The sequence below is a fragment of the Nocardia sp. NPDC004068 genome (assembly GCF_042874315.1).
In the GTDB taxonomy this organism is placed as follows: Bacteria; Actinomycetota; Actinomycetes; order Mycobacteriales; family Mycobacteriaceae; genus Nocardia.
The window spans coordinates 361953-387872 of record NZ_JBIAMW010000009.1; the positions used below are offsets into that span (position 1 = coordinate 361953).

29 protein-coding genes, 1 tRNA gene and 1 pseudogene are annotated in these 25920 nt (G+C 67.4%); 16 read left to right on the forward strand and 15 right to left on the reverse strand.

All coding sequences use genetic code 11. From position 1 onward, the window contains the following. Positions 1 to 154: 154 nt before the first annotated feature. Positions 155 to 1609 carry an MFS transporter gene (locus ACFYTQ_RS24425; RefSeq protein ID WP_387365226.1) on the forward strand — a complete coding sequence of 485 codons (1455 nt, stop codon included), beginning with the start codon at positions 155 to 157 and terminating at the stop codon, positions 1607 to 1609. Between the two features lie 215 nt (positions 1610 to 1824). Next, positions 1825 to 2166 carry an LGFP repeat-containing protein gene (locus ACFYTQ_RS24430; protein WP_387365228.1) on the forward strand — a complete coding sequence of 114 codons (342 nt, stop codon included), beginning with the start codon at positions 1825 to 1827 and terminating at the stop codon, positions 2164 to 2166. A gap of 125 nt (positions 2167 to 2291) precedes the next feature. On the opposite strand, the gene ACFYTQ_RS24435 is transcribed toward ACFYTQ_RS24430, so the two are convergent. Beyond that, positions 2292 to 2717, reverse strand: a complete 426-nt coding sequence (locus tag ACFYTQ_RS24435) for a VOC family protein (RefSeq protein ID WP_387365231.1) — start codon at positions 2715 to 2717, stop codon at positions 2292 to 2294. 54 nt (positions 2718 to 2771) lie between these two features. Then, complete coding sequence (locus ACFYTQ_RS24440) at positions 2772 to 3518, reverse strand: helix-turn-helix domain-containing protein (protein ID WP_387365234.1); 747 nt, start codon at positions 3516 to 3518, stop codon at positions 2772 to 2774. 110 nt (positions 3519 to 3628) lie between these two features. Between ACFYTQ_RS24440 and ACFYTQ_RS24445 the strand changes: the two genes are divergently transcribed. Continuing rightward, entirely contained in the window at positions 3629 to 4117 is a 489-nt protein-coding gene (locus ACFYTQ_RS24445; protein ID WP_387365237.1) for a hypothetical protein, read from the forward strand. Positions 4118 to 4147: 30 nt separating this feature from the next. Here ACFYTQ_RS24445 and ACFYTQ_RS24450 read toward each other — a convergent pair whose 3' ends face one another. Next, positions 4148 to 5122 (reverse strand): alpha/beta fold hydrolase, encoded by a 975-nt coding sequence (locus tag ACFYTQ_RS24450; protein ID WP_387365240.1) that lies wholly within the window; start codon positions 5120 to 5122, stop codon positions 4148 to 4150. Positions 5123 to 5226: 104 nt separating this feature from the next. Here ACFYTQ_RS24450 and ACFYTQ_RS24455 point away from each other — a divergent pair, with 104 nt between their 5' ends. Continuing rightward, positions 5227 to 5841 carry a TetR/AcrR family transcriptional regulator gene (locus tag ACFYTQ_RS24455; RefSeq protein ID WP_387365243.1) on the forward strand — a complete coding sequence of 205 codons (615 nt, stop codon included), beginning with the start codon at positions 5227 to 5229 and terminating at the stop codon, positions 5839 to 5841. A 47-nt stretch (positions 5842 to 5888) separates the two neighbouring features. Here the strand turns inward: ACFYTQ_RS24455 and ACFYTQ_RS24460 are convergent, their stop codons facing one another. Continuing rightward, a complete protein-coding gene (locus ACFYTQ_RS24460) occupies positions 5889 to 6785 on the reverse strand; it encodes a TIGR03619 family F420-dependent LLM class oxidoreductase (RefSeq protein ID WP_387365246.1) in 897 nt (298 codons plus the stop codon). A 179-nt stretch (positions 6786 to 6964) separates the two neighbouring features. Here ACFYTQ_RS24460 and ACFYTQ_RS24465 point away from each other — a divergent pair, with 179 nt between their 5' ends. The 4 genes from ACFYTQ_RS24465 (at position 6965) to ACFYTQ_RS24480 (ending at position 9250) form a co-directional block, all read left to right on the forward strand. Further along, a complete protein-coding gene (locus ACFYTQ_RS24465) occupies positions 6965 to 7333 on the forward strand; it encodes a YciI family protein (RefSeq protein ID WP_387365249.1) in 369 nt (122 codons plus the stop codon). 7 nt (positions 7334 to 7340) lie between these two features. Next, positions 7341 to 7679, forward strand: a complete 339-nt coding sequence (locus ACFYTQ_RS24470; RefSeq protein WP_387365252.1) for a YciI family protein — start codon at positions 7341 to 7343, stop codon at positions 7677 to 7679. Continuing rightward, on the forward strand, positions 7676 to 8902 hold the full coding sequence (locus ACFYTQ_RS24475) for an RNA polymerase sigma factor (protein ID WP_387365255.1): 1227 nt from the start codon (positions 7676 to 7678) through the stop codon (positions 8900 to 8902). The genes ACFYTQ_RS24470 and ACFYTQ_RS24475 overlap by 4 nt, the downstream gene beginning before the upstream one ends. 186 nt (positions 8903 to 9088) lie before the next feature. Beyond that, on the forward strand, positions 9089 to 9250 hold the full coding sequence (locus ACFYTQ_RS24480) for a hypothetical protein (protein WP_387365258.1): 162 nt from the start codon (positions 9089 to 9091) through the stop codon (positions 9248 to 9250). Positions 9251 to 9310: 60 nt separating this feature from the next. Here ACFYTQ_RS24480 and ACFYTQ_RS24485 read toward each other — a convergent pair whose 3' ends face one another. Beyond that, positions 9311 to 9937: a hypothetical protein gene (locus ACFYTQ_RS24485; RefSeq protein WP_387365261.1), complete on the reverse strand. Its 627-nt coding sequence runs from the start codon at positions 9935 to 9937 to the stop codon at positions 9311 to 9313. 1839 nt (positions 9938 to 11776) lie between these two features. Here ACFYTQ_RS24485 and ACFYTQ_RS24490 point away from each other — a divergent pair. Then, a pseudogene (locus ACFYTQ_RS24490) lies at positions 11777 to 11905 on the forward strand (LysR family transcriptional regulator); the annotation flags it as partial. A 359-nt stretch (positions 11906 to 12264) separates the two neighbouring features. Further along, positions 12265 to 12480, forward strand: a complete 216-nt coding sequence (locus ACFYTQ_RS24495; RefSeq protein ID WP_387365437.1) for a hypothetical protein — start codon at positions 12265 to 12267, stop codon at positions 12478 to 12480. A gap of 341 nt (positions 12481 to 12821) precedes the next feature. Here the strand turns inward: ACFYTQ_RS24495 and ACFYTQ_RS24500 are convergent, their stop codons facing one another. Further along, positions 12822 to 13388: a CGNR zinc finger domain-containing protein gene (locus tag ACFYTQ_RS24500; protein WP_387365264.1), complete on the reverse strand. Its 567-nt coding sequence runs from the start codon at positions 13386 to 13388 to the stop codon at positions 12822 to 12824. Between the two features lie 82 nt (positions 13389 to 13470). On the opposite strand from ACFYTQ_RS24500, the gene ACFYTQ_RS24505 reads away from it, so the two are divergent. Both ACFYTQ_RS24505 and ACFYTQ_RS24510 read left to right on the forward strand, forming a co-directional pair. Then, positions 13471 to 13896, forward strand: a complete 426-nt coding sequence (locus ACFYTQ_RS24505; RefSeq protein WP_387365267.1) for a carboxymuconolactone decarboxylase family protein — start codon at positions 13471 to 13473, stop codon at positions 13894 to 13896. A 5-nt stretch (positions 13897 to 13901) separates the two neighbouring features. Then, positions 13902 to 14882, forward strand: coding sequence for a phosphotriesterase (locus ACFYTQ_RS24510; RefSeq protein ID WP_387365428.1), 981 nt, complete (start codon positions 13902 to 13904; stop codon positions 14880 to 14882). Between the two features lie 52 nt (positions 14883 to 14934). Here the strand turns inward: ACFYTQ_RS24510 and ACFYTQ_RS24515 are convergent, their stop codons facing one another. Next, complete coding sequence (locus ACFYTQ_RS24515; RefSeq protein ID WP_387365270.1) at positions 14935 to 15174, reverse strand: hypothetical protein; 240 nt, start codon at positions 15172 to 15174, stop codon at positions 14935 to 14937. A gap of 469 nt (positions 15175 to 15643) precedes the next feature. Between ACFYTQ_RS24515 and ACFYTQ_RS24520 the strand changes: the two genes are divergently transcribed. Next, a complete protein-coding gene (locus ACFYTQ_RS24520; RefSeq protein ID WP_387365273.1) occupies positions 15644 to 15772 on the forward strand; it encodes a hypothetical protein in 129 nt (42 codons plus the stop codon). Positions 15773 to 16114: 342 nt separating this feature from the next. Here ACFYTQ_RS24520 and ACFYTQ_RS24525 read toward each other — a convergent pair. The 3 genes from ACFYTQ_RS24525 to ACFYTQ_RS24535 all read right to left on the reverse strand — a co-directional run bounded on the left by ACFYTQ_RS24525 (position 16115) and on the right by ACFYTQ_RS24535 (position 17632). Next, positions 16115 to 16188, reverse strand: a tRNA-Pro gene (locus tag ACFYTQ_RS24525). Positions 16189 to 16264: 76 nt separating this feature from the next. Next, complete coding sequence (locus ACFYTQ_RS24530) at positions 16265 to 17038, reverse strand: acyl-[acyl-carrier-protein] thioesterase (protein ID WP_387365276.1); 774 nt, start codon at positions 17036 to 17038, stop codon at positions 16265 to 16267. A 99-nt stretch (positions 17039 to 17137) separates the two neighbouring features. After that, positions 17138 to 17632, reverse strand: a complete 495-nt coding sequence (locus tag ACFYTQ_RS24535) for a L,D-transpeptidase (RefSeq protein WP_387365279.1) — start codon at positions 17630 to 17632, stop codon at positions 17138 to 17140. Between the two features lie 203 nt (positions 17633 to 17835). Between ACFYTQ_RS24535 and ACFYTQ_RS24540 the strand changes: the two genes are divergently transcribed. Continuing rightward, positions 17836 to 19059, forward strand: a complete 1224-nt coding sequence (locus ACFYTQ_RS24540; RefSeq protein WP_387365282.1) for a hypothetical protein — start codon at positions 17836 to 17838, stop codon at positions 19057 to 19059. Here the strand turns inward: ACFYTQ_RS24540 and ACFYTQ_RS24545 are convergent, their stop codons facing one another. From ACFYTQ_RS24545 to ACFYTQ_RS24560, 4 genes are all read right to left on the reverse strand, one after another. Next, positions 19060 to 19845: a DUF72 domain-containing protein gene (locus tag ACFYTQ_RS24545; RefSeq protein WP_387365285.1), complete on the reverse strand. Its 786-nt coding sequence runs from the start codon at positions 19843 to 19845 to the stop codon at positions 19060 to 19062. A gap of 117 nt (positions 19846 to 19962) precedes the next feature. Continuing rightward, positions 19963 to 21294 (reverse strand): cytochrome P450, encoded by a 1332-nt coding sequence (locus tag ACFYTQ_RS24550; RefSeq protein ID WP_387365288.1) that lies wholly within the window; start codon positions 21292 to 21294, stop codon positions 19963 to 19965. 123 nt (positions 21295 to 21417) lie between these two features. After that, the gene (locus ACFYTQ_RS24555; RefSeq protein ID WP_387365291.1) at positions 21418 to 21846 is read right to left on the reverse strand and encodes a protease inhibitor I42 family protein; all 429 of its coding nucleotides are present in this window, start codon (positions 21844 to 21846) and stop codon (positions 21418 to 21420) included. Between the two features lie 65 nt (positions 21847 to 21911). Beyond that, complete coding sequence (locus ACFYTQ_RS24560) at positions 21912 to 22718, reverse strand: SAM-dependent methyltransferase (RefSeq protein ID WP_387365294.1); 807 nt, start codon at positions 22716 to 22718, stop codon at positions 21912 to 21914. A 118-nt stretch (positions 22719 to 22836) separates the two neighbouring features. Between ACFYTQ_RS24560 and ACFYTQ_RS24565 the strand changes: the two genes are divergently transcribed. After that, on the forward strand, positions 22837 to 24969 hold the full coding sequence (locus ACFYTQ_RS24565; protein WP_387365297.1) for a putative bifunctional diguanylate cyclase/phosphodiesterase: 2133 nt from the start codon (positions 22837 to 22839) through the stop codon (positions 24967 to 24969). 111 nt (positions 24970 to 25080) lie between these two features. On the opposite strand, the gene ACFYTQ_RS24570 is transcribed toward ACFYTQ_RS24565, so the two are convergent. Then, positions 25081 to 25740, reverse strand: a complete 660-nt coding sequence (locus tag ACFYTQ_RS24570) for a hypothetical protein (protein ID WP_387365300.1) — start codon at positions 25738 to 25740, stop codon at positions 25081 to 25083. Positions 25741 to 25757: 17 nt separating this feature from the next. Between ACFYTQ_RS24570 and ACFYTQ_RS24575 the strand changes: the two genes are divergently transcribed. Further along, the gene (locus ACFYTQ_RS24575; RefSeq protein WP_387365303.1) at positions 25758 to 25919 is read left to right on the forward strand and encodes a hypothetical protein; all 162 of its coding nucleotides are present in this window, start codon (positions 25758 to 25760) and stop codon (positions 25917 to 25919) included. The last annotated feature ends 1 nt before the right edge of the window (position 25920 follow it).

Genomic DNA, 25920 nt, shown 5'->3' on the forward strand with positions numbered 1-25920 from the left:
TCGAATTCGTTATTACCGTTTTCTTCCATTCGGTAATAAGTGGGCATACTCGAAGATGTGACCCTGGCAAATAAACAGCTAATCACTGGCCCGCCCGCTCGACCCACGCCGCCGCCGACCACGCACGTCGTTCGCACCGAGCGGAGGACAGGTGATGACCCGTATCGATACCCCCGCTACCACCCGGCCCCGGCTGGGCCTGGCCGTGCTGATCCTGCCGGTCCTACCGGTGTCGATGGATGTCTCGATCCTGTATCTGGCCATGCCGACGGTGACCGAGGACCTGACCCCGTCGGCCACCCAACGGCTGTGGATTCTCGATATCTACGCGTTCGTCGTGGCGGGACTGCTGATCACGACGGGAAATCTGGGCGACCGAATCGGCCGGCGCGCGATCCTGCTGGGCGGCGCGACTGTCTTCGGGCTGGCCTCGGTGCTCGCCGCGTTCGCGCCGACTGCGGCCGCGCTCATCGCGGCCCGGGCGCTGATGGGCGTGGGTGGTGCGATGCTGCTGCCGTCGAGCCTCGCACTCATCTCGAGCCTGTTCCCCGAACCCCGCGCGCGCTCCACCGCCATCGCCGTGTGGACGGCGTTCGCGGCGGGCGGGTCGGCCGTCGGCCCGATCATCGGCGGGGTGCTGCTGCACGACTTCTGGTGGGGCTCGGTGTTTTTGATCAATATCCCGGCACTGCTGGTCCTGCTCGCATTGGGTCCGCTGCTGCTGCCGGAGCGTCGGGCGGGCGGGCGCGGGCCGCTGGATCTGCCGAGTGTGGTGCTGTCGATCGCCGGAATCCTGCCGCTGGTGTACGCGGTGAAGGAGGCCGCCGCGGCGACCATGAGCGCGGCGACAATCGGGGTGGGCGTCGTCGGCGCGATGGTGCTGACCGTATTCGTGTGGCGGCAGCGACGGCTCGCCGAACCGCTGGTGGATCCGCGGTTGTTCCGGGACGGGGGATTTCGCCTCGCCGTCACCTCCAGCGTGGTGGGCACCCTCTCCGGCGCCGGAATGGGCTCTCTCACCAGCATGTACCTGCAATCGGTGGCCGGGCGCGACGCCTTCGAGGCGGCCCTGCTCGGCATCCCCGGAGCGATGGCGGTGTTCGTGTTCTCGATGAGCGGGGCCCGGGTGGCGCGGCGGCTCGGGGTGCGCAACGCCTTCGGGGCCGGGCTCGGCGCGGCCGCCGTCGGCAACCTGCTGCTGCTCGGCATCGGCGTCGACGGCGGAATCGGTTGGTACATCACCGGTTCCACGATCGCGGGCATCGGCTACGGGATCGTGTTCATGCTGGTGCCCGATCTGGCCGTGGCCGCGGTGCCGCCGGAACGGGCGGGCTCGGCGCTCGGCGTCTCCGAGACCAGCCTCGAACTCGGTCACGCCCTGGGCCTTTCCCTCCTCGGCTCGCTCGCGACGCTGGTGTTCCGTGCCGGCGGCGACTTCGCCCCGACCCTCGGCGAGACACTCGCGCGGTCGGGCGACGACCCCGCCTCGGCCGACGCCGCCCGGAGCTCGTTCGTCACGGGCATCCACGTCGCCACCACGACCGGTGCGGCGCTGCTCGTCCTGGTCGCCGCCGCGGCGATGCTGGGATCTCGCGTCCGGCCGACCTGACGACGCGTGTGCAACAGGCCCTTTCGCATCGGAAACTGGCTGGTAGCCAGCCTCTCCGCGAAGCCCGCTGAGCGAGTTGATCATTCGTCGCGGGCAAACAGCGGGTGTACGGATTCTGATCGCCGCGTGACTCGCCCCACGGAACGAACGCACTTGGGCTACTGTGATGCTCGGCGTTAGCCAGAATGTAGATTCGCGTGGAAGGAACCTGTCGAATGGGATTCGAAATCAAGGGAACGATCGCCGATCACTACAACGAGGCCGGCGGCGCGTCGAGCCCCCTCGGTGAGCCGATCTCCGAGGAGCTGGACGCCCCCAACGGCGGCAAGTATCAGGAATTCACCGGCGGCGTCATCTATTTCAGCCTCCCGACGGGTACCTACACCGTGTACGGCGCCATCCGGGAGGCGTGGGAGGCCCAGGGCGGCGCGGGCGGCCCGCTGGGCTACCCGGTCTCCGACGAGGAGGACATCGAGGGCGGCAAGATCAGCCGTTTCGAGCACGGATCGATCAGCTACTCGTTTGCCGAGGGCAAGGCGACGGTTCACCAGGACTAGCGGACATGCTCCGGGCCGGGTGGCCGTCGACCCTCGCGCCGACGCCCACCCGGCTCGCCCGGGTTGGATCAGCCACTGTCGCCACTCATTAGCTGGGACTGACTGTCTCGCAAGGCGGCGAGGGCCTATCGGCTCTGGCCGGTGGTGGGGTCCCCCTCCTCAGCGCTCGGGTTGTACGCCAGCAGCTCCCAGCTGTGCCCGTCCGGATCGTCGATCGCCCTGTTGTACAGCCAGCCCATGTCCTGGGCCGCGCGCGGTTCGGTGGCGCCCGCGGCCAACGCCGCGTCGGCCAGACGATCCACTTCCTCGCGCGATTCGGCCGCCAGCGCGTTGATCACCTCGAGCGAGCCGCTCGCGATGTCGCGTTCGGTGAACGTCGCGAACGTCTCGCGGGTCATCAGCTGCACCACGATCGCGTCGGCGAGAACCACCTGCGCCGAGGTGTCGCCGGTGAAGTCCGGATTGATCGTTCCCCCCATCGCCGTGTACACCTTCGTGCTCGCCTCCAGGTCGGTGACCGGCAGGTTGACGTAGATCTGCGCGAATGCCATGACAGTGCCTCCAAAGATGTTCGGGTGCCGGGTCTTCCGGCGTCACCCCGAAATCTAGGGCCGCACCTCGACCTCGGTCTTGTACAGGAGCGACAGCATCTCCTCGTCGTCGGCGCGCCGCAGCTGCGAGGCCGTGCGACCGGTGAACCGGGTCAGCGACCGCGCCAGATGCGGCTGATCGTGATACCCCGCCCGCTGCGCGACCTCGACCGCCGCGACCCCCTCCCGCAACAGCTGCACCGCCAGCCGGGCTCGCTCGATCTGCCGGATCGCGCCCTGCGTCAACCCGGTCGCCGCCGCCACCCGCCGCTGCACCGACCGCGGCGTCACCAGTGTGGTCGTGTCCCCGCGCAGCACATCGGTGACCAGCGGATCCCGCCGCAACAGCCCGGCGCGGACGAGCCGGTCCACGAACACATCGGCGTTGTCGTAGCCCGGGATCTCCCACTCCTCACCGTCGAGCACGAACGAGCGAGCCGTGGTGAACGGGCTCGATATCGCGGTATCGACCAGCCCCGGCACCGGCAGCGACGCCAGAAACGCGCCGTGCCGGAAGATGATCCCGACCGTCTCGCCCACACCCGCACCGAGTTCCACCACCGTCGGACCGGTCTCCGGCCCGCGGACCGACACTTGCGTCTCCCCCCGATCGCGCCACACGACCAGCTCCCAGTTCGAATTCGCCACCGACCGCATCCGCGCCGGAACCGCCCCCGCGCCCGGCCCCGCGCGGTAGACCCGCTCGACATACGGGGAATCCGAGGAGCGCTGGTCGAGACCGTCGGCCGGTTCATCGGTCACGGGCATGAACCTAACACCCGGCGATGAACACGTCCGACTGTCGGTCTGCCCCGAGGATTGAGGGCTCGGGAATCCATAACGCCGTCCGCACGCGGGACGACAGACTGAGCATGAAACAGGTTCCCTTACAACAGTTCACACGACGCACCGCCGTGCTCGCGGCAGCGACGGCAGCCACCTGCTGCGCACTGGCTGGTCCCGCCACCGCCACCCCCACCGATCCGGTCGCCCAGTTCACCCCGACCCTCACCAGGGTCCCCGGCCCCAACTGCGCCGCGATCATCAACGCCGAAACCGCACCGCAACCACAGTCCGGCACCTTCGGCGTCCGAGTGAAGATCACGCAGACCGGGGAGTTCTGCGGGACCTACTACCTCATCGTGCACTGGCGCAACACCGACACCGGCCTGACCAGCGGACAATCCCAGCGCGTCGACGGCACCACGGTGGTCGGCCTGCCGGACAACGTGATCACCGGAATGGGCATGGCCCCGGGCGCGGGAAGGGTCGAGGCGTGGATCGACACGTACTCCGAGGTCTATCCGCAGAACGCGGACCTGGAGCACATCGCGGGGCGGGCGACGGTCGTCTTGACGTAATCCCTTGTCCGAGAGAGCGTTTCGACTGATTCACTCACGGGGTGCGCCGGCATCCGAGGTCAGGAAGTCGAGCACCAACGCGGTGACCTCGGCCGGACTGTCCACGTGCGCGAAGTGCGACGAGTGGTCCAGCCGGTGTAGCCGCGCATCCGGTATGAGCCCGGCCAGTTTCGGCCCGGTGGCGGGCGGCACCATCGGGTCGTGGCGGGAATAGATGAGCTGCAACGGCATCGGGAACGGTTGCCGTGCGCTCCGGCGCCTCCGGAGTTCGCCGGTGAACTCGGCGAACCCGCGGGGCGCCATCACATCCCGCAGATAGCCGACGAAGGTGCGAATGCCCTCGGCGGTCTCCAATGGTGTGCCGTACTCGCGGGCCTCCTCGAGTGATTTGAGCGTGTCGTCGTAGTAGTGCACGACCCGGTGCGCCCAACGCATGGTGTCGCGCCGGACCCACCACCCGAAAACCGTTGTCGCACAAGGAATCGACAGCGCCGCGTGCAACGCGTGCATCCGCGCGACCGGGAACGCCGGGGCATGGATGTTCACCAGGCGGGAGAACGCGCCGGGATCCGCGAGGGCGTGGCGCATGGCCAGATAACCGCCGAGGGAATTGCCGACCGCGGCACACCCCCGCAGTCCCAGCGTGTCCTGGAATTCGCCGATCCACGCCGCCATCGCCGGTGCCGAAAGTCGCACGGCCGGTTGGCCGCTGCGGCCGTTGCCCGGCAGATCGGGAACGATCAGACGGAAATGGGCGCCGAGCCCCTCCAGGACGTACCGCCACGAGTAGCTCGTGGTCATGAGGCCGTGAATCAGCAGAAGCGGTGCGCCACTGCCGAATTCGCGATAGTGCACCCGGACGGGCCCCAACGACGCCGAGTCCATCTCCAGCTCCCGCGGCGTCGACGCGAAGTAGGGGTGCGGCCGCGGCGGAAACTCGGGCAGCCGAGCGAAGCGCTGCTGCCGGAACGGTCGCGGTGCGGTCTGGTCGGTACGAACGGTCACGATTCCTCCCCGATCCGAGTTCTTGCAACGCTTGCATGAACTCTCGGACGGTACGCTACGCACCGACCGGACTTATTGCAACGATTACAAGAGACAGGCCGAGTGTGGACCCCCGCAAACAACGCACGATCGACGCACTCCTGCACGCCGCGGGCGAGATCTTCAGCGACCGCCCCGCCGACGAGGTGACCGTGGAGGAGATCGCCGAGCGGGCCGGCGTGGCGGTCGGCTCGATCTACAACCATTTCGGTTCCAAATCCGGCCTGCACGCCGCGGTCGTCGAGCGCGTGCTCGACCTCGACCGCCGCTTCATGGACCTGGCCTTCACGCCCGACCGGACCCCCGCAGAACAGATCTACGCGGTAGCCGAACAGTACCTACAGTTCTATCTCCAACACCCCGAGTACTTCCGCATGCTCGCCTTCCCCACCGATCCCGGCCGATACTCGGCCGGACGCGACCTGTCCGACCGCCTGGCCCGAAACATCAAGCGCCAGAACGACCGCCTGGTCGACGCCCTCACCGCCGCCATCGCCGCGGGCATCGCCCGCCCCGTCGATCCCGCGAAGGTCGCCACCGTCCTACTCGCCGCCTGGAACGGCATCATCAGCCTCAACTGGCGGCCGGACCAACTCCACCGCACCGAGGCGGAACTACGAGAGCTGTTGGAAACCGCCGCCGATGTCATCGCCAACGGGCTGTTGGCGAACCCGGGTTAGCGGCGGGTGACGCTGCGGAGCACCCCGGTCCGCGTACCGGATCGGTTCTACAGCATCGGCAGGTCGAGCCTGCCCGCCAGCGCTTCCAGCAGTTCGACCTGCTGTTCGGGGTGCACGGGTACGAGATTGAGCGCGATGTGCATCTCGTCGGCGCCGACCTCCAGCGCGTGGTCGAGTTCGTGGAGCACGGCGTCGGTGAAGGCGCGGGGAGAGAGTCGGCGACGGGCCGGGATCACGTTCACCACGACGGTGCCGGTGCCGCCGGCCGCTCGGTACCAGCCGACGTGTGCGCGGGTGTCGTCCCAGTCGACAGCGGTGGTGATGAAGCCGTCACCGATGCGGGCCGCCCGTTCGATGGTGTGGCGGGTGATCGCGCCGAGGAACAGGGGGATGGTGCCGCCGGACGGTTTCGGGCCGACCATGGACGGCGGAATCCGGTAGCGCTCACCATGGAACTCGACGGGATCGGGGCCCCAGCACGCCCGCATCGCGGCGATGTGCTCGACGAATCCGGCTCCTCGGCGACTGGCCGGTACACCCGCGGCGGTGAATTCCTCGGGGATGTAGAACGGCGGCATGCGGGTGCCGCCGCCTTGGCCGATCCCGACATCCAAGCGTCCGCCGGACAATCGGTCCAGCGTGGCGAGCCTGCGGGCCAGGACGATGGGCGGTTGGAAGATCGAGTTCAGAATGTCGGTGGTCACGCGGATCCGCCCCGTATGCGCGGCCGCCCAGGCCAGAACCTCCAGTGAGTCCCAGGCGTGGGACTCGGGCAGGCCCGCATCGTTGTTCCAGTGCGGTCCGGCGGGGATCAGGAGTCGGTCACTGGCGGACACGGCGTGGAATCCGAGTCGTTCGGTCGCCCGCGCCACCGTGACGACGGCGTCGGGACCGGCGTACGGGTCGATGTACGGCAGGCTGACGCCGATGCGGGGAAGAGTCATTCCTATACTCCACTGATAGCCGATGGATAACGAACACCCAGGTCAGGCGTTCTTCGACAGATAGTCGGAGAGATTCGGAGATTCTTGCGGTCCCAGCACCACAAGAACGCGTCACCGGCTCCGACTCACATCACGTACGGCACCTCGACCGAGTGCCGCCGACTGTCCGAGGAGACGACGTGAAGTTTTTGTTGATCATGCACAACAACCCGCAGATCTGGGACGCGCTGACCGAGCAGGAGCGCAATGAGGTGATGAGCGGGCACGGCGCGTTCATCGAGACCATCAAGAAGTCGGGAGAGATGATCGGCACAACAGCGCTGGCGGACCCGTCGCAGAGCGCCGTGGTCCGGGTGCGGGGCGGTGTCCCGGCCGTGACGGACGGGCCCTACCTCGAGGCCAAGGAATTCCTGGGCGGCTACTACCTGGTGGACTGCGCGAGCCGCGAACGCGCGTTGGAGCTGGCCGCGCTCATCCCGGACGCTCGGGTCGAGGGCCTCGGCATCGAGGTGCGGCCGGTCGTCTTCGCCGGCACAGCCGAGGACTGAGCACACGGTGAAGTTCCTGCTGAATCTCTATCTGGATGCCGCGGCCCTGCCGGGCGACGGCTTCGACCACGAGGGTTTCCTGGCCGCGGCCGAGCGGACAGGGGAATTGATCAGCGGGTACCTGTTCGCCGATCCGTCGCTCAGTGCCGTCGTCCGGGTCCGCGGTGGCGTCGTGACGGTGACCGAGGGGCCGTATCGGCACAGCCCGGATCATGTCGCCGGTCAGTATCTGGTCGACTGCGAAAACCCTGAGCGCGCAACGGAACTCGCCGCCCTGATATCGAGCGATCGGATCAGCAGCGTGGAGGTGCGACCGTTGATGGACTCGGCCGGAACGGACGTGTGAGCACGCACGCACGCCTCGAGGACCTGCTGCGCGAGTTGACGCCGCAGGTCCTCGGGGCGCTCCTGCGCCGCTACGGCGGGTTCGAGGAGTGCGAGGACGCGGTCCAGGAGGCGTTGCTCTCCGCGGCGACCCGGTGGCCCGTCGAGGGCGTCCCGGACAGTCCGCGGTCCTGGCTGATCACCGTCGCCGCCCGCCGGATGGTCGATCAGATACGCAGCGAACAGGCACGCCGCCACCGTGAGATCAGCGCAGCGGTACAGCAGACGCCCGACCCCCTGCCGCCCGCCGATCAGGACGACACCCTCGTCCTGCTGTTCCTGTGCTGCCACCCCGCGTTGACGCCCGCCTCCCAGGTCGCGCTCACCCTGCGTGCGGTCGGCGGACTCACCACCGCCGAGGTAGCACGGGCCTTCCTCGTACCGGAGGCGACCATGGGGCCGCGGATCAGCCGTGCCAAGCAACGGATAAAAGCGTCCGGAGCGTCGTTCACGATGCCGAACGCTCACCAGTGGCCCGAGCGACTGGACGCGGTCCTGCATGTGCTCTACCTGATCTTCAACGAGGGCTACACCGCCAGTTCCGGCCCCGATCTGCACCGCGAGGAGCTCACCGCGGAGGCGATCCGGATCATCCGCATGCTGCACCGATCCCTACCCGACGACGGTGAAGTCGCCGCGCTCCTGGCCCTCATGCTGCTGACCGACGCCCGCCGATCCGCCCGCACCGGCCCGGACGGAGCCCTCATCCCATTGGCCGAACAAGACCGAACCCAGTGGGACACCGCCATGATCGACGAAGGCGTCGCCCTGATCACCGCCGCCCTGTCCTCCTCCCCGCTCGGCCCCTACCAGCTGCAAGCCGCGATCGCCGCGCTGCACGTCCAAGCACCCCGAGCCGAGGACACCGACTGGGACCAGATCCGCATTCTGTACGGAATCCTCCGTCGAATCGCCCCGAACCCCATGGTCACCCTCAACCACGTCGTCGCGGTCGCGATGACCCGCGGCCCCCGAGCCGGACTCGAACTCCTCGAAACACTCGACAGCGACCCCCGGATCGCCGGCCACCACCGCCTCCACGCCGTCCGCGCCCACCTCCAAGAGCAGGCAGGCGAACACACCGCGGCTCGAGCGAACTACACACTGGCGGCCCGTCGCACCACAAGCCTCCCCGAACAGCGCTACCTGCTCGAGCGGGCGAACAGGTTGGATCGACCCCGCTAACCGACAACATCGTCAATCCCGGCTCCCGCTACTTCGAAATCACCCGCCACCAGAACCTGCCCGCCGATAAGGCCATCGTCCTTTGGACGATCGGCGAGCCGAACCGGTGGGTCGACGAATTGCGCATCGCCACAGGCGAGAGCCGTCCCGTACTTTGACCCTCGGGCCACCTCCGACACTACGAAAGTGCTGATGCTGCTGCAGGATCCCTCCGGCGCCGCCGCGGGTCAGTCCGGCTTCATCAGCATGCACAACAACGACCACACCGCGCACAACGTGTACGAAGTACATTCACGTGGACTGATGCGGCTTCCGTCAAGACCCACCGACTATCTCAGGCAACGGTGAACTTCCTCCGAAGCGAGAAGCTGCCAGATCGAAAAATACCAGAATGAGCATTGCTCACTTTTAATGCAAGGTGGACAATCTGCTACCGCCTTTATCTATTTCCCTTCGGCGAGCGGTCGTGCGCCATGTAATACTGACATTCATATTAGTGACTATGAATGCCGCAACCCAGAGAAGGCCGAACCAGACCTTGGCTGGTACGCCCAGCCCAGAGGTTTTCAAGAAGACCGCTGGAAACGTCCAGATCAGTGCGATCATTCCTGGACCGAGAAAGGTCACGAACTGCGGGCTGACCCAACCGACGAAACCGATCGGGCGGGGTTGCCGTTCTTGCCAGGCCTCCCACAGGAGGCCGCCGGGAACCCGAGGACTCAAGACGTCTCGAATGTAACGCCCGATGGCAAGCGTGCCAAAATGTGCCGAGCTGTATCGCGCACACAAAGCGTACGAGGTGAAAGGCAAGATCAGCAGTAATCGGGTCCGCGAGGGACTTGCCAATGCGAAGGTGTATACAGCGCCAGCTGAAGTCAACTGCAAGGCAAAGATTGTTTGCTGGACGGCCAGGGCATGCACCACCTCATTGCGAAGGGCCGCGAATTCGGCCAACGCGCCCTCCTGGTTCTCTCGAGTGTCATCGAGATTTTGAGAAGGCGCCAATCGGAAGAAGACATCTCGGATGCGGCTCACAAGTGCCGATGATAACCGCTCAGCGTTCCGGGAAAGTCCCTTTCTTTTGACCCGAGTAGATGAGTTGGAGCGCTGCGGGTTCCTCGAGACCAGCATCCAGGAGCTGACAATCCTAGATCTTGGCCGAGGGACCCGTCGAGCGGCGGGCACGGCTTTCACTGCCTGGCGAGGTCAGCTGGAGATGAGTTTGGCCATTCCAGCCTTGACCAGCTGGGCTTGGTGCTCGATCAGATAGTCGGTGATCTCGCTAGGGGTCTCTTGTGGCCCATACTTCGCATAGAAGTCGATGCCCAGATCGACTGCGATTATGTCGCCGGAATCCGTACCTCCCGTTCCTGGCAGGTGCGCCTGGTGCCCGTTATGCAAAGTCTTCGCCCTCCATCCTATCCGACCCGCCGTTTCGGTATCCACCGCCCCCGGCGAGAAATACCGCTACCAATACAGCGGACTGCTGCTACTCACCCGCACGAACAGCGGATACTTCCTCATCCCCTACGACTGGAGCACAAACAACAACGACCGCGTGTTCATCCTTAAGCCCTCCGACAATACTCGAATCGACATCGCACCCCACCCAGTCCAGTGATAACGATCGGCGGCTCGGCGCCGACGTGAAACTACCGACGGCGGTGCTGTTTCCAGTCGGCGAGTCCGATGTTCAGATAGGAACGGTAGTCCACGCCGCGCGCGGGTAGGCCCCCTACGGCCGCTCAGATGCCTATCGCCCAACCACTTTCAACATCGGAGTTCCGGCGGCTCGTGGGGGGCTGGCGACTTTGTCGCCGTGTGAACCTCGATGACCAGACGCAACCACTGACGGGCTCCGCACGGTCGCCGCGCTGGCCACGTCACCCCGACGTACGCCCCTCCCGACAAGGTGCCGCTTGTCGGTGCTTGGCCGCGTGTCCTCGTGACCTGACCTCAACTTCTCAGCCCCTACGTCTTCGCGTAGGAGCTTTCTCGTTTCTGGTGACGCCGTAACGGAGTTCGTCTCCGTTACGGCCCTTTTTCGTTCACCCCTCTTCCTTGATTGAAGGTGATTTGCCGTGTCTTCTCCGTGTCCGGAACCGCGGTCGTGCACCATGTGCGGTTCATTGAAGTTTCCGTGGCCGGGCCGGCAGCTTCGACGATCGCGATAGTCATGTCCGCGATCTCGACAGCGCACTGCCAGAACTGCTTCGCCTCGGCACGCTTCGACGCGGGCAGGTCGTCTCGATCACGTTGCCGGCGAGCCCATTCGGGGCACAGTCACAGCCGAACGATGCGGGCGGCGACGTGGATCCGCTTCATACAGAAGGCAATTCGTGGCGCAGAAGTAAGGGAGGGGCAAGTCCGGTTCCTTGTCGGTCACCCTCCATGGTGACGGACGGCAGCGGTCCGTGGCTGCTGATGATGACGGCACCACCTCTACGGGCCCATCGTCTGGATCCGTGAGCTGGTCGTACCAGAGCGAAGCCCAGCGCTGACCAATCGGAATCGGTGTGGTGGGGGTCAATCTGGGGATCACGGCGGTGCAGCGCCGAGCCGGACGCGAACCTCGGCTCGAGTCGGCGGTCGCGGACTCGGGACCCGGAAATCCCGCCCCGTTGAGAACTCGACGGCAGTGGCGAACCGCAATCGTGCATCGCATCAGATGACGGATGCTCGACGATGCCCGGACCGCGCGGGTCAGTCGACGCCTTCGACGATGCGGAAGTCGCGCTCGAAGCCGTCGGGGAGGACCGCCAGCGCCGTCCGATATCGGCATATGCGCAGGCTAGGGCCTGATGCGCGGTCGAGGGAAAGACCGGTGCGCGATAGACTCGGAGCCGATCGTTATCAATCGGCACGGGAGGGCGCGTGGCGCCGGATACGGTAAGCCTGCGGTACTTCCTGATACTGGCGCAGGAGTTGAACTTCACCCGCGCCGCGGCACGGATCGGTATCGCACAGCCCGCCCTCAGCGCCCGGATACGCCGACTGGAGGCCGAACTCGGAACGAGCCTCCTGGTCCGCAATACGCGTAGCGTCGAATTGACCACGGCCGGTGCGGCTTTGGCCGAATCCGCGCCGCCCGCGCTGGCGGCGCTGGACCGAGCATGGGACACCGCCCGAAGAGCGGGGACCGGCGCACTGGGCACGCTCCGGCGTCAACGCGTCGGAGTCCAACTGGCACAACACCATCCGCTGGCCGCACACCCGGAGATCGAGATCGCCGACACGGCCGCGTTCCCGCTGCGACTCCCCCACCGCGCGGCCAACCCCGTCATCCACGATGAACTGTCCGACCTGTTCCGCGACACACCCAGCCAGCTCCCTGATTCCACACGCCCACAATCTCTTTCGACATGTCACAGCACGACCTACGCGACGGGATCACCCTCGCCCCGGCCGGAGAAGCCGCGGCCACGGCAACACCAGCCGATCTCACCTGGCGACCGCTGCAGGGCGCGCCCGCCATGACGATCCACCTGGTCCTCCCGCGCGAGCAATCGCCGGTCCACCGCCACGTCCGTGCTGTCGCCAAAGGCGTTGCGCACGAACTGTATTGGCTGGCGGACTGACACCCGGCAGGTCGAGTTGCGGTCGAACCGTTATCACCCCAGGTTCGTCCCCAACGCGCAAGGTGGGGCGTCTAGCAAAATGTGTCTTTGCATCAGCCGACCGCGGCGAGCATCCGTCGCAACTCGCGCCGATCGTGATCGTTGAGTTCTGCCAGTCGCGCGACCCTCTCGCGTCGATATCGCGGGCAACGACCGCCCGCGACCACCTGCGGTCACGCCATAACCGTTGGCTTTTCGGCGATAAGTACCGGAAACCCCGGCCGCGCCGGAAGTATTCGGCGATGCCGACTATCGCGATCGGGTGCCGTTCGGTGAACGCCACCATATCGGAAGTCGCCCGCCTAATGGACCTGATCGGCGGCGCGGCGGGCACGCATCGCCCGGACCCGTCCCCGGCTCGCGCATGCCGGGGAGGGGCACCAGCGGCGGCGACCTGCGCTGTCGATGAACACGCCCCGGCAATCGTGTTCCGGACAGACCTTCAGCGCGGCGCGTTCGATGCCGGTCAAGTAATCGACGGCTTGGCGTGCGATGCGAACGAGCGCGTCGACCGCGGTCGCGGGGGGTTCGCGCCGCAACCGATCGGCGACGACGAAGTGCACCGAGTCATCGTGCCCGGCAAGAAATGCGCTCAAGTCGGTGATCGCGTCGATCGGGGGTGCTGTGCCGTCGATGGTGGCCAGCACCAGGACACGGAGTGTCTCCCGCAGTCGGATAGCCCGGGCAAGGTCGTCGGCGGTGGGCTGTCGAGCGGGCAGCAGCTCACTGCGGTCGAGCCACTCGGCGAACCGCGCGGGTGAGTCCAGCCGCTCGACTGGATCCGCACTGAAACTGCGGCCCTTCGTGGCGAGCAGATTCAGCCAAGTGGAACCGCAGTCGAACCGGAACGCGCGCTTGTCTTCCGTCACTCGAACAGGGTAACGCTTCAGGCGTTACACGTGTTAGCGTTGTAACGCTTGATCCGTTACGGATGTGTGAGGTTGCCCGACCATGAAGAACACCGCTGATCTGTCCCAGCAGCTGACCCCGGCCCGGTTCGACCGCGAGGAGGGCTACCGAATGTTGGACCTGCTGCAGGACCGAGCCACCCAGCATGCCGCACTGCCCGGCTTGGAGAGGTGGGTGCCCGGATTCGCCGACTGGATCGTCACCGCACTGTTCGGCGGCACCTATCAACGCGGAAATCTGCCGCTGCGGGATCGTCAGCTGGTCAACCTGGCTGCTCTGACCGCACTCGGCGGGGTGGATCCGCAATTGAACGGACATGTGAAAACCTCTCTGCGGGTAGGACTGTCCCGCGAGGAGATCCTCGAGGTCTTCGCGCATCTGGCTCCCTACATCGGAGTGCCCAAGACGCTGGCCGGTCTGCGGGTGGCCATCGCAGCGCTCACCGAGGCCGAGGAACCCACCCGGTGACCGGCATGATCCGCACCGTGCTCGGCGATATCGAGCCCGAGAGCCTGGGCGTTTGCAACGCACACGATCACCTGTTCATGCGTTCACCCCAGCTGCCGGGCCAAGAACTCGACGACGCCGATGCCGCGCTGACCGAATTGAATTCGTTCGCGACGCTGGGCGGGCAGGCAGTGGTGCAGTGGACACCGTGGGGCATGGGGCCTCGCCTGGCGGACCTACCCGAGCTGTCCCGGCGATCCGGTGTGCATCTGGTCGCCGCCACCGGACTGCATCAGGCCAAGCATTACGATCCCGCCGAATTGGCTGCCGTCCGCGACGATCTCGTCGAGCTGTTCGTACACCAGCTCACCGCGGCACCGGTACGTGCGGGACTCATCAAGGTGGCCGGCGCCTTTCACCACATCGACGAACACGCCCGACACGTATTGGCCGCCGCAGCGACCGCCCACCACGCAACCGGGGCACCGATCGGTGTCCACCTCGAGGGCGGCACCGCCGCTTTGGCCGTACTCGATGAACTCAGCGGAACCCACAACGTGGCGCCGCAGCGCGTCATCCTCGGCCATCTGCACCGGTTCCCGGACCGCGCGATTCACCGGCAGATCGCCGCCGCCGGCGCATTCGTCGGGTTCGAAGGACCTTCACGGGCCCACCACGCCGTCGACTGGCACCTGCTCGACAACATCGCAGCCCTGGCCGACGGCGGGCATGCCGACCGGATCCTGCTCGGCGCAGACACCGTCACCGCCTCGGCGCGCTCGACCGCCGACGGCCCCGGAATGGCCTTCCTGCTCAATACACTGCGGTCTCGCATCGTGAACGAACTCGGGCCGGAGATCGCCACCGCTGCTTTCGTCACCAACCCCGCCGACGCCTTCAGCACGCACTGGAGATCACCCGGCCGCGAACAGCGAGACCACGTTCCTGGTCTGCGTCCTGCGCCTCGCTGCGAATGTCGGGCGCAGGAAGAGCGCCAGTCGGCGTGACCGGCGATCTACTGGAGCCGATGCAACGGAACTCCCGCATCGGCGAACCACGTCAGACCCGTGTGCCGCAAGGTATGCCGCACCAGATGCTGATAGCCGAGGTTGCATCACACAGCGCGAGCAGGGCCTCCCAATCCGGAATCGCCAGTGCCCGAGTATCTTTCAGCTCGTCCTCGACCTGCTTGTACAACTCCTGCCAGCCCCGCACCCGGGCCGGCTCAGCATCACGCAATCCCTCCTGCTCGGCCTGCTCCATGACCCGAACCAGCACCGCGAGACTGTTCTTCACCATGGACTTGCCGCCACCACGGGGGTTCGACGTGACTACGCCAATCAGCGGGAGCGCTGTTGCGCCCGCCCTACGACACCATCCATGCAGCAGCGGTCGCGCCAAGATCACCGCCACCTCCCACCGATAGCGCGAACACCGACCGCAGGTTCTCGAATCAACCTATCCGGAGGTGATTCCCAACACAAGCAGACCAGTCCGTTTCGCTGGCACCAGAAGGTCCTCAATGTACATCCGTTATATTCCGCATCAATCGGACGTAATCCGAGTCTCGGATTGATACGGCGGGCGGGGTAGTTCTTCTCCGCCTGGGCTGGACGTGATGAACGGAAGTCGTAGATGCGTGCCGAAGTCATCGGCTAGTCTTTGTCCCGTAACCGATCTCGCGGGTACCTGCGAGATCGGTTACGGGACTCATCTCCTCTTCGGGGGGCGCAGTAGTTCGTACTGTTCCCCTCGGGAGAGGAGGTGAATGCCGGTGCGAAAGTCGCATTGGCACCCCTCGATGTGGACCTCGACCTTGACGGTCAGGGTCCACATCGAGGTACCCGGTCAGCTGTTGTTCGCCTTGGTCCTGGCCTGGGCCTGGCTGCATTACTGACCCTGCAAAGGCGAGCCGACCAACGTTAGAGGCGGGGGTCGGCTTCGTCCTTTGGTCTCAGCTAACTTGACGTGTGCCAAGTATAGCGCCATATGCCAAATAGCATGGCTCGTGTGAGCAGATTCGGCTCCATATGGAGCATTCAGCTTTGTATGGAAACGGATGAACAGTCTCGTGGACGGCTCTCCACCGTGTTCCCTGATGTGCGTATTGCCGTACGCCCCGACAGCCTATTGATACGGCCAGAATTCTCGAGCGCGAAAATTCGAGTAACTTCCATGACAGTTCAAGAGTTGTGCGATACCGGGAGGCTTCTCAACCTCCCGACCCGCAACTATCTAGTCGGGCTGACAGGATTTGAACCTGCGACCCCTTGACCCCCAGTCAAGTGCGCTACCAAGCTGCGCCACAGCCCGTTGCCCCCGCTCAGCGGGTGCTCGATGAGCCTACCCACCACCCCCGCTCACCACCAAATCGCCTGGCCGTAACAGCTCAGAGCCGGCGAACCTGGGCGACCGCGCGGACGTCGGAGGACACCGTGAACCAGAGGGTGAGTGCGTCGGCGGAGGACGAGGATCGGAGGTGCAGGGGTTCGCCGAAGCGGATCGGCTTGTTGTACTCCAGCACGTAGCGGTGCGGACCGGCCGTGAGATCCGTTGCGGGAGAGGCGAACTCGTGGACGCCGTGCCAGTAGGCCGTGTTCGTCATGTGCGAGAAGTGATCGATGTCCGTGCGGCGCAACGGAAACGGGACGCCGGGCGAGTCCGGGGCGGGGCCGGTCAGCCACTGCTTCCAGCGCAAGCGGTGGTCCACCGCCGTCGTGGCCATCAGCTCCGAGAACCGGTCCGACACCCGGGAGGGACTCATCGTCTCCTTGTTCATGTGAATCCAGAATCCCTCGCTCTCGATCAGGCCGCCGTTGTCGGCGTCGATCCGGACCCGCATGGCGAGCCAGCGCGAGGACATGGCGCCGCACCAGCGTCGGATGCGCAATGTGGCGGGCCATTCGACGGGGCGGACGACGTCGATCACGGTGCGGCGCACGATCCAGTGCGGGTGGGTGTCCATGGCGCCGGTGTGGACGAGGTGGTCGACGCCCGCCTCCTGGAGGTGGCGGGCGATGCCGTCGATGCGCAGGTATTGATGTTCGTCCATGTCGACGGTGCCGAACCTGCGTTCGACGTCGAAGATGTGCCCGGACTCGGGGAGGGGCGTGAGGGGGTGGGTCGCCGGATCGAGCGTCGGCGGGCTCGCGAGCTGCGTCATGCACGTCCTCCGGAAGACTCGGGAAGTTCGTGGATCGCGATCGAGCCTAGTCCACGCGAGCGCGGCGCCCGCGGTGCGCGACCGCGGGCGCCGGGGAAACTAGCGCACGACCTCGAACTGGTCGCCCGGTTCGATGTAGTCGTAGAACGCCTTCGCGCCCTCGGGGACCATGCGGATGCAGCCGTGGGACTGCTCGTCGACCGGGCCGATGTGGGTGGCGATATCGCCGTTGAAGAAGATGGCCCAGCGCATTTCCGCGTTGTGCATCGTGCTCCAGTGGTACTCCTTCTTGAACGCCGCCTTGAACACGCCCGGCGGCGTCTCGTACCCGGCACGGCCGTGCGAAATGGGGGTCGGCCCGTACACGACCCGGCCGTGGTCCATGAGCCAGCCCTCGTTGGTCGACAGCTGCAGGCACGCGCGCGTCTCCGGGGAGGTGCACGGCGCCTGGATCGGGGCCGGTTGGACCAGCGCGCCGGCGCCGGGGACGTCGGGCCCGCCGGGCCACAGCGGGTCGGCCTGGGCGGGCGCGGCGACCGTCGCGGCGGCCAGGCCGCCGAGCATGACATGCCCGAGCAAACGCATCGTTCTCATCGAGACCTCTCTATCCCGTAGGAAACTGCTGACGAACTGGGCGTGAATCGTGATCATTGTGTCTCGTGCCCGTCCCGGCCACCGGCATTTTCGCGACAGCGAGGCGTGACGTGCCATATCGACTCCGCGCCCGGCAAGCGGAGCCCTCTCCTCCGTGCCAGACTGTCGTGGGTTTTCGACACGGTAGAGGTGGGCACAGTTCGATGACGGCAACGGTTTCGCAAGCGGCACAGCGTGTTTCGGCGTCCCAGGCCCGGCTGAAGGCGACCGAGGCGGTGGCGATGCCGTTCATGGTGTCCGCCCCGATCCAGACGGCGTGGTGGCTGCGCGAGCCGCTGGACCGGGAGCGGCTCGCGGCATTGCGGCAGGGACTGATCGACGGACCGCTGACCCGGCGGCTGGTGGCGGCGCGGGTGCCGGGCGCCCGCCCGTACTGGTCGCGCAGCGCGCACGACTATCCGATCGCCGTCGAGTCCGCGCCGCGACCCGCCGCCGACGCGGTGCGCTGGCTCGAGGAGCGGGCCGCGGTCGCGCTGGATCTGGCCTCGGGCCGCGGCTGGGACTTGTCGGCGACCGAGCTCGACAATGGGGAATCGCTTGTGTCGCTGCTGGTTTCGCACGCGATCACCGACGGTCAGGGCCTCTTCGCGGCAATCGATCTCGCCGCGCGCGGCGACGCCTCGCAGACCGCGCCCGAGGCGACCCCGCCGGGACTCGCCCGCGAACTCGCCGACGCCGCGAAATACGCAGCCCTGCTGCTGCCCGGCGGGGCGCTGCTGCGGCGCATGGCCCGGCGCGCGGCCCGCAATACCGACGGCGGACCGCTGGCGGCCCGGCTGCCCGCGATCGTGGCGCTCGACGCCGCGACGTTGCGGGCGAGCGCGCAGGAGTACGGCGGCACCGCGACCGGCCTGGTGACCACCGTCGTCACCAACCTCGCGCACGCCTTGCGCGGGCGGCCTACGGGAGAGCTACGGGTCGCGTCCTGGGTGAGCAGCCGCGCGGGCGCAGAGGTCGGGACCGGCAATATGGTCGACCTGGCCGAGTTCACCCTGCCGCTCGCGGCGGGCGCCCGCTACACCGATCTCGCCGAGGTCCGCACCCGCAGCAAGGCCGCCTACGCCAAGGCCGGGCCGCCGAACGTGCTCGCGGTGGGTCCGGACGCGATCGTGTCCAATATCGGCCCGATGCCCGAGGCGATGCCCGGCGCGCTCGGCCCGGCCCGCGCGTTCGCGACCCGCGCGTGGATCCCCTCGACCGCCCTGCTGCACAAGCCCTACAACCACAGCGTGCGGGTCTTCGTCCAGACCACCCCCGACACGACCTACCTCACCTTCCAGCCCCCGCTGCCCGCCACCACACCCCTCGCGCCGCTGGTCGTCGAGGAGTTCGAACAGTGGGGGCTGACACCCGAATTCGTCTGGTAGTCAAGACTTTTCGACCAGCAGCGGAGCGGGCAGCGCCGGGGTGCGGGTGACCGTCGCGCCCGCCTCCGCGGCGAGGCGGGCGAACACGACCGCGTCGTGCACCGCCGCGCCGCCCGGATCGTTGTTGAAGTAGACGAACACGTCGTGCCGGTCGTCCCATTCCGCGGCGAGCCGCTCGACCCACGTCGCCAGCACCTGTTTCCGATATCGCGGCGGATGCTGTTCGCGCCCCGAGTGCAGCCGCAGATACCCCCATTCGGCGGTCCGCCACAGCGGGGCAACCGGTTTCGCGCGCACATCGGCCCAGCACAGCGTGGCCCGCCGCCGCTCGAGCACCTCCCGCACGGCGGGCGTCCACCAGGATTCGTGCCGCGGCTCGACCGCCACCCGCACCGCGCTCGGGAAACACGCCAGGCACTCGTCGAGCAACCCCGCGTCGACCTGCAAGGTCGGCGGCAGCTGCAACAGCACCGGCCCGAGCCGATCCCCCAGTCCCGCGGCATGATCCAGCAACCGCCGCACCGGCTCCTCCGGCTCCCGCAACCGCTTGATGTGCGTCAGGAACCGGCTCGCCTTCACCGCGACCACGAAATCCCCCGGCGTCCGCTCCCGCCACGCCGCGAACACCTCCCGACTCGGCAGCCGATAGAACGCGTTATTGCTCTCCACCGTCGCGAACCCGGCCGCGTACTGCTCGAGCCACAGCCGCTGCGGCAGCCCCGCCGGATACAGCACATCCCGCCAGTCCCGGTACTGCCACCCAGAGGTGCCCACGAACAAGGTCACCCCTCCATGGAAGCACCCCGGCGAAGAGCATGCCGGGGTACAGGGAAAGCTCGGCGCGCCGCGGTACAGGGAAAGCTCGGCGCGCCGGGGTCAGGAAAGCTCGGCGCGCCGCGGTCCCTACTCCCGCCCCTCCACCACGAACCGCATCCCCTTCGGGAAATACGTCATCCCCGCCTCCGGCGTGACCACGGCCCCCGGCGCCACCCGAATCCGCCACCGCCGCAACACCTCCGACAGCACTACCGTGATCTCGGTGACCGCGAAGGTGTCGCCGATGCATTTGCGCGGGCCGCCCCCGAACGGCAGCGCGGCTTGGCGCAGGGAGTTGCCGACCCGCTCCCAGCGATCGGGATCGAAGGCGTCCGGATCATCGATGAGTTCCGGGTCGTGCCCGGTCAGGTACGGGCTCAACAGGACAGAGGCGCCCTCGGGAACGAGATGGCCGCCCAGCGTGACATCCTCGACCGCCCGGCGTGTGATCAACCAGATGGGCGGGCTGTGCCGCAGCGCCTCATCGATGACACGGGTCGTGTACGGCAGCCGCACCAGATCCGCGGGCTCGATCGGCCGCTCCCCCAGCACCTCCCGTAGCTCACCCACCACCCGATCCGCCACCTCGGGATGCTCGCTCAGCAGGACGAACAACCACGTCAGCCCCGTCGCCGTCGTCTCCGTCCCGGCCAGCAGGAACGTCACGATCTGATCGTGAATCACGCTGTCGGACAAGGCGTTCGAGCCCTCCCGCGCCGCCAGCATCATGCTCAACAGGTCACCCCGACGGGTGTCATCGCGCCGATAGTCCGCGATCACCCGATCGACCAGCGGATGCAGCCGCGCGACCAGTTCCCGCCACTCCCGATTGCGCGGCAGCGGAAGGCGATTCAGCACCGGCAGCGGGCTCATGGCCCGCCGGTAGGACAGCTCCAGCATGCGCGGCAATCGCTGCTGCACCTCGGCGGCCAACTCGTCGGCGACGGGCGCGGAGGTGATGGCCCGCGCGACGACGCCGAGCGTGATGGCCGTCATCGCGATGCGCGCGTCGAGGATCTGCCCGGCGCGCCACGACCGCGTGTGCTCGGCGACCTGCTCGCGCATGATCGTCAGGTACTCCGCGAGCCGCTCCCGATGGAACGCCGGTTGCAGCAACAGCCGATGCAGCCGATGCGTTTCGCCGTCGGAGCTGAGCAGCCCCTGACCGAAGACGTCGCGGAAATGCTCCACCGCCACGCCCTTGTCGAACGACCGGTACTTGGCGACGAACAGCTCGTGCGCCACCGCGGTCGAGGTGATCACATACGCCCGCTGCGGCCCGATCCGGATCCGCACCACATCGCCCACCGCGCGCAGGGATTCGAACCAACCGATCGGATCGTCGCGCAGCCGCAGCGCGTGCCCCAGCAGCGGCAACCCACCGGGCGCCTCGGGTGAATCCGTTGCGGGCGCGGACATTTCACGATTGTCCCCCGAAAGCCCCCCACCCGCAGCCGTTTCGACTCCGAGCCCCGAACGTCCCGAAACCAACCGAACCCCCCACCCGAAGACAGGCGAGGGGTCCGGCCGACACGAACGAGATCAGCGCACGGTCACATTCAACGAGAACTGCTGCGCCGGAGCCGCACCCTGCTCCCACGGCCGCACCGACACCAACGTCAACTTCGTCGCACCAGGGGAAGCGGCCGTGAAGGTCCACACCACGGTGCCGGGCGAGCCGGGCATCGGGTTCGCGCCGGGACGGAACTGCGGGTCACCCTCCTGCGCCAGCACGTTCTGGTCGACCTCGCGCAGCTGCCACTGGTAGCCGGTGGACGGGTTGTCCGGCAGCGCGACCGCGAGCTCCTGCCCGACGGTCAGCGCCTGGGACTGACCGTCCCCATCGGTGCCGACGAGGATCGGCTCCGAGATCGGCGACGCGAGGGTCGGCACGGGTCCCGCCGCGGCGGCGGTCGTCGCACCGGCGGCCAGGGCGGCGCCGAAGGCGATCATCAGTAGAGGTGTACGCACCACAATCCTTTCAAGAGTTACGGGCGCCCACACCTTACCGGCGTCGCCGTGCCGCGCAGCGGGATTCACGGCTTCCGGGCCACCCCGCCGTACGCGCCGGAGGCTTCGGGCCGCTCGCCGACGTCGCCGGGATTCTCCGGGCGCCACAACGGCAACGGCACCAAGCCGGGTTCGATCAGCGGCCAGTCGTGGAAGTAGGCGGCGATCTCGTCCTTGCTCCGCAACACGATCTCGGTCGAGGTGCGCCCCGACAGCTTCTGCGCCTCGAGCACCTCGGCGGGCTGCCCGTCGGAGGTGGCATGCGTGATCGCCAGATAGCTGCCCGACACCACCCGCTCCTGCAACCGCCGCACCCCCGCGCCCGGATCCGCCTCGTCGGGAACGAAATGCAGGACGCCCAGCAACAAAACAGCGACCGGTCGGTTCAAATCCAGCAACCCCGTCACCGCGGGATCGGCCAGAATCGCCTCGGGCGCAGCCACATCCGCCTGCACCACGATCGCGTTGTCGTTTCCGTCCAGAATCGCCCGACTGTGCGCGACGGCCACCGGATCGATATCCACATACACCACTTTGGATTCCGGGTTGCGCGACTGCGCCACCTCGTGCACATTCCCGACGGTCGGTATGCCCGAACCGAGATCGAGGAACTGATCGATACCCGCGTCGACCAGGAACCGCACGCAGCGCCGCAACAGATCCCGGTTGGCGCGCATGGTCTCGGCCACATCGGGGGTGAACTGCTCGATCTGACGGGCGAGCATCCGATCGATCTCGAAATTGTGCATCCCGCCGACGAAATAGTCGTAAACCCGGGAGGCGCTGGGACGGTCCAGGTCGATGCCCTCCGGCGCCCAACTCGGTCTGGTCATGAGAACCTCTCTGCGCGATTCGCCCGCCCGGAAGGCGAAGCATCGCAATCGTATTCGAGGAACTTTCGAAATGTTTGCCGTTCACACATCCGCGATCATCGGGCTACGATGCATCGTCATGGCGTGGGATGGGTCCGAAATCGACGGCCCGCACGCCGAACTGGCCGAGCGGTGGGCGGCCGCGCTCGGCGGCGGGACACGCGATCACGTGGTTCCGCTCAGCGCGGCCGAGGTGCGACACCTGCTGACGGGGCTGGCCGCCGATCTGCTCGTGGCCGCGGCCACCGGCGGCACCGCCCGGGTGGCCGAGGTCGGCGCGGCACTCGCGGCGGCGCACTTCGTGGGCGACGAGGTGCTCGGCCGCAGCGTCACCGTGCTCAGCGACTGGTTCGCCGAAACCGGTGTGCCCCGGACACATTCGGCCGAACTGCTCGGTTCGTTCGCGGCGGGCTACCTGCGCGCGTTCCGGGCCTGGCTGCTGGCCGAACAGGAGAGCGTGCGCCGCGCCGACATCACCGCGCGCCGCCTCGTGGAGGATCGGCTGCGCGCCAGCGAGGCCCGGCTGCGAGCGGTGTTCGCGCAGGCCGGAATCGGCACCGGCCTGTCCGATATGACCGGACGCATCATCGAGGTGAACGCCGCCTTCGCGCGCATGCTCGGCTACACCCCCGAGCAGATGTGCGCCCTCGCCGTCACCGACCTCACCCACCCCGACGACCCGCCCGACATGTGGAACCGCTACGGCGGCCTGATCGGCGGCGAGCAGGACAACGTCCAACTGGAGAAGGCGTACCTGCACCGCGACGGCCACACCGTGTGGACCAACATCAACGTCTCGCTCATCCGCGACGAACACGGCGCCCCGCAGTACACCCTCATCCTCGTCGAGGACATCTCCGAACAGCGCGCCCTGCGCGAACGCCTGAACTACCGCGCCCACCACGACCCGCTGACCGGACTGGCCAACCGCTCCCGCTTCTTCGACGCGCTGCACAGCGCCTTCGCCGACCCGGCGGGCCGAATCGGCCTGTGCTACATCGACCTCGACCATTTCAAGACCGTCAACGACACCTTCGGCCACGCCCTCGGCGACGAACTGCTCGTGCGGGCCGCGAACCGGCTGCGCGACTGCGTGCGCGAACCGGACCGCCTGGTGGCCCGCATGGGCGGCGACGAATTCGTCATCCTGGTGCCCGCGACCACCGGCACCGCGGAACTGGCCGCCCTGGCCCGCACGGTGCTCGCCGCCTTCGCCGAACCGTTCGAGATCCGCGGCCACCGCCTCACCGTGACCGCGAGCATCGGCGTGATGACCGAACAACCCGGCTACGACACCACCGACACCCTGCTCCAGGCCGCCGACACGACCATGTACTGGGCCAAGACCGGCGGCCGCGGCCGCTTCGCGGTGTTCGATCCGGACCGCCGCCGCCGCGAGCACACCCGCGCCGAACTGACCGCCGCCCTGCCCGCCGCGGTCACCCGGGGCGAGTTCTTCCTCGACTACCAGCCCATCGTCAACCTCGCCGACGAACTGCCCGTCGCGGTGGAAGCCCTGGTGCGGTGGCGACATCCGGAACTGGGCGTGCTGACCCCTACTCGGTTCATCGATCTGGCCGAGGACGCCGGACACATCGCCGCGCTCGGCACCATGGTGCTCGAACAGGCGTGCCGCGACGGCCGCGGCTGGTACGACAAGTTCGGCGACCGGACACCGGTCGTCAGCGTCAACGTCTCCGCCGCCGAGGTCGCCGATCCCGCCTGGCTCGGCCGGGTGCAGACGATCATGTGCGACACCGGAATCGCGCCCGAACAACTGCAACTCGAACTCACCGAGAGCGCGTTCATGCACACCAGCGGACGCCCGTTACAGGCGTTGCGGGATCTCGCCGACGCCGGGGTGCGCATCGCCATCGACGACTTCGGCACCGGCTATTCGAACCTCGCCTACCTCGGCCAGCTACCGCTGCACGTGGTGAAACTGGCCGGACAGTTCATTCACCGCATCCGCGCCTCGTCGAGCGCGGACCGCGGGGACCTGCTGGTGCTCGAGACCATCGTCGACCTCAGCCACGCCCTGGGCCTGACCGTCACCGCCGAATGCGTGGAGACCCCCCATCAGGCCGATCGCCTGCTCGGCCTCGGCTGCGACACCGCCCAGGGCTGGCACTTCCATCACCCCATGGCCGCCGATCGGCTCACCGATCTGCTCGCCGACATCGGTCCCGCGACAAATCCGGGCCGGGAGTAGGACACTTGATCACTATGCTCACGGTTTACTACGACCTGTTCCTACTCCTGCTCGAGGGGGAACGCCTGTTCGAGCGGCTGTTCGGCGCGTGAGCCGCCGCCGGACGCACGGTCACCGGGCGCCGCTGTCGTCGGGAACGGTCACCGCGATCTCCCCGCCGAGGCCGTACCCCTCGGCCAGCCGCAGATGGTCGCCGCTCCAAAAGCTGCCCGGGTCATAGCGATTCGGGCGCTCGCTCGGCAGCAGACCCATCGACTGATACGTCATCGCCACGATCTCCGCGCAATACGCGTTCTCCAGTCCGAGATCGCCCCGCCGCGGCCGCCGCGGCACCGGCACCCGGCCCAGGAACCAGCGACCCGCCAGCGCGCTCGTCGACGGGAACGGCATCCCGTCCAACCGTGCGACCGTCCGCAGCGCCGCGTCCTCCATCGCCCGCGTCACCGGCCGATCCAGCTGCCGCAACCACGCCTGCTGCCCGTACTCGCGCGTCCAGCGCAGCACCGCCGCCCGCAGATCGTGCAGTTGCGCGCCACGATGATTGGTGCCCGACCACAGGTCCGGCAGGGTGCGCCCGAGTTCGGCGTGCCACATGAGCGCGGGCAGATCGTCGACGACGACCGCCATCCCGACGTGATTGACCGGACTGTTGGTCAGGCCGCGAATCGCGCGATCGGCGGTGGAATGTCCGCGGAACAACCACAGATCCCCCGTCCGCGTCAACTCCACCGCGTCGTCCAGACCGATACTCGAGGGCGCTTCCCGTGGCACCCGTCTAGCCTAGGGGCATGCGCTGGTGGAAGATATTGGGCCTGGCCGGGGCGGCGGGCGTCGCGGCGACCGGGGTCGTCATCGTGTGGGACCAACGCAAACGCCAGGCGTACACCCCCGAACAGGTCCGCGAACGGTTACGCGCCCGGCTCGACGAACCGAGCGAACCGTCCGCCTGAG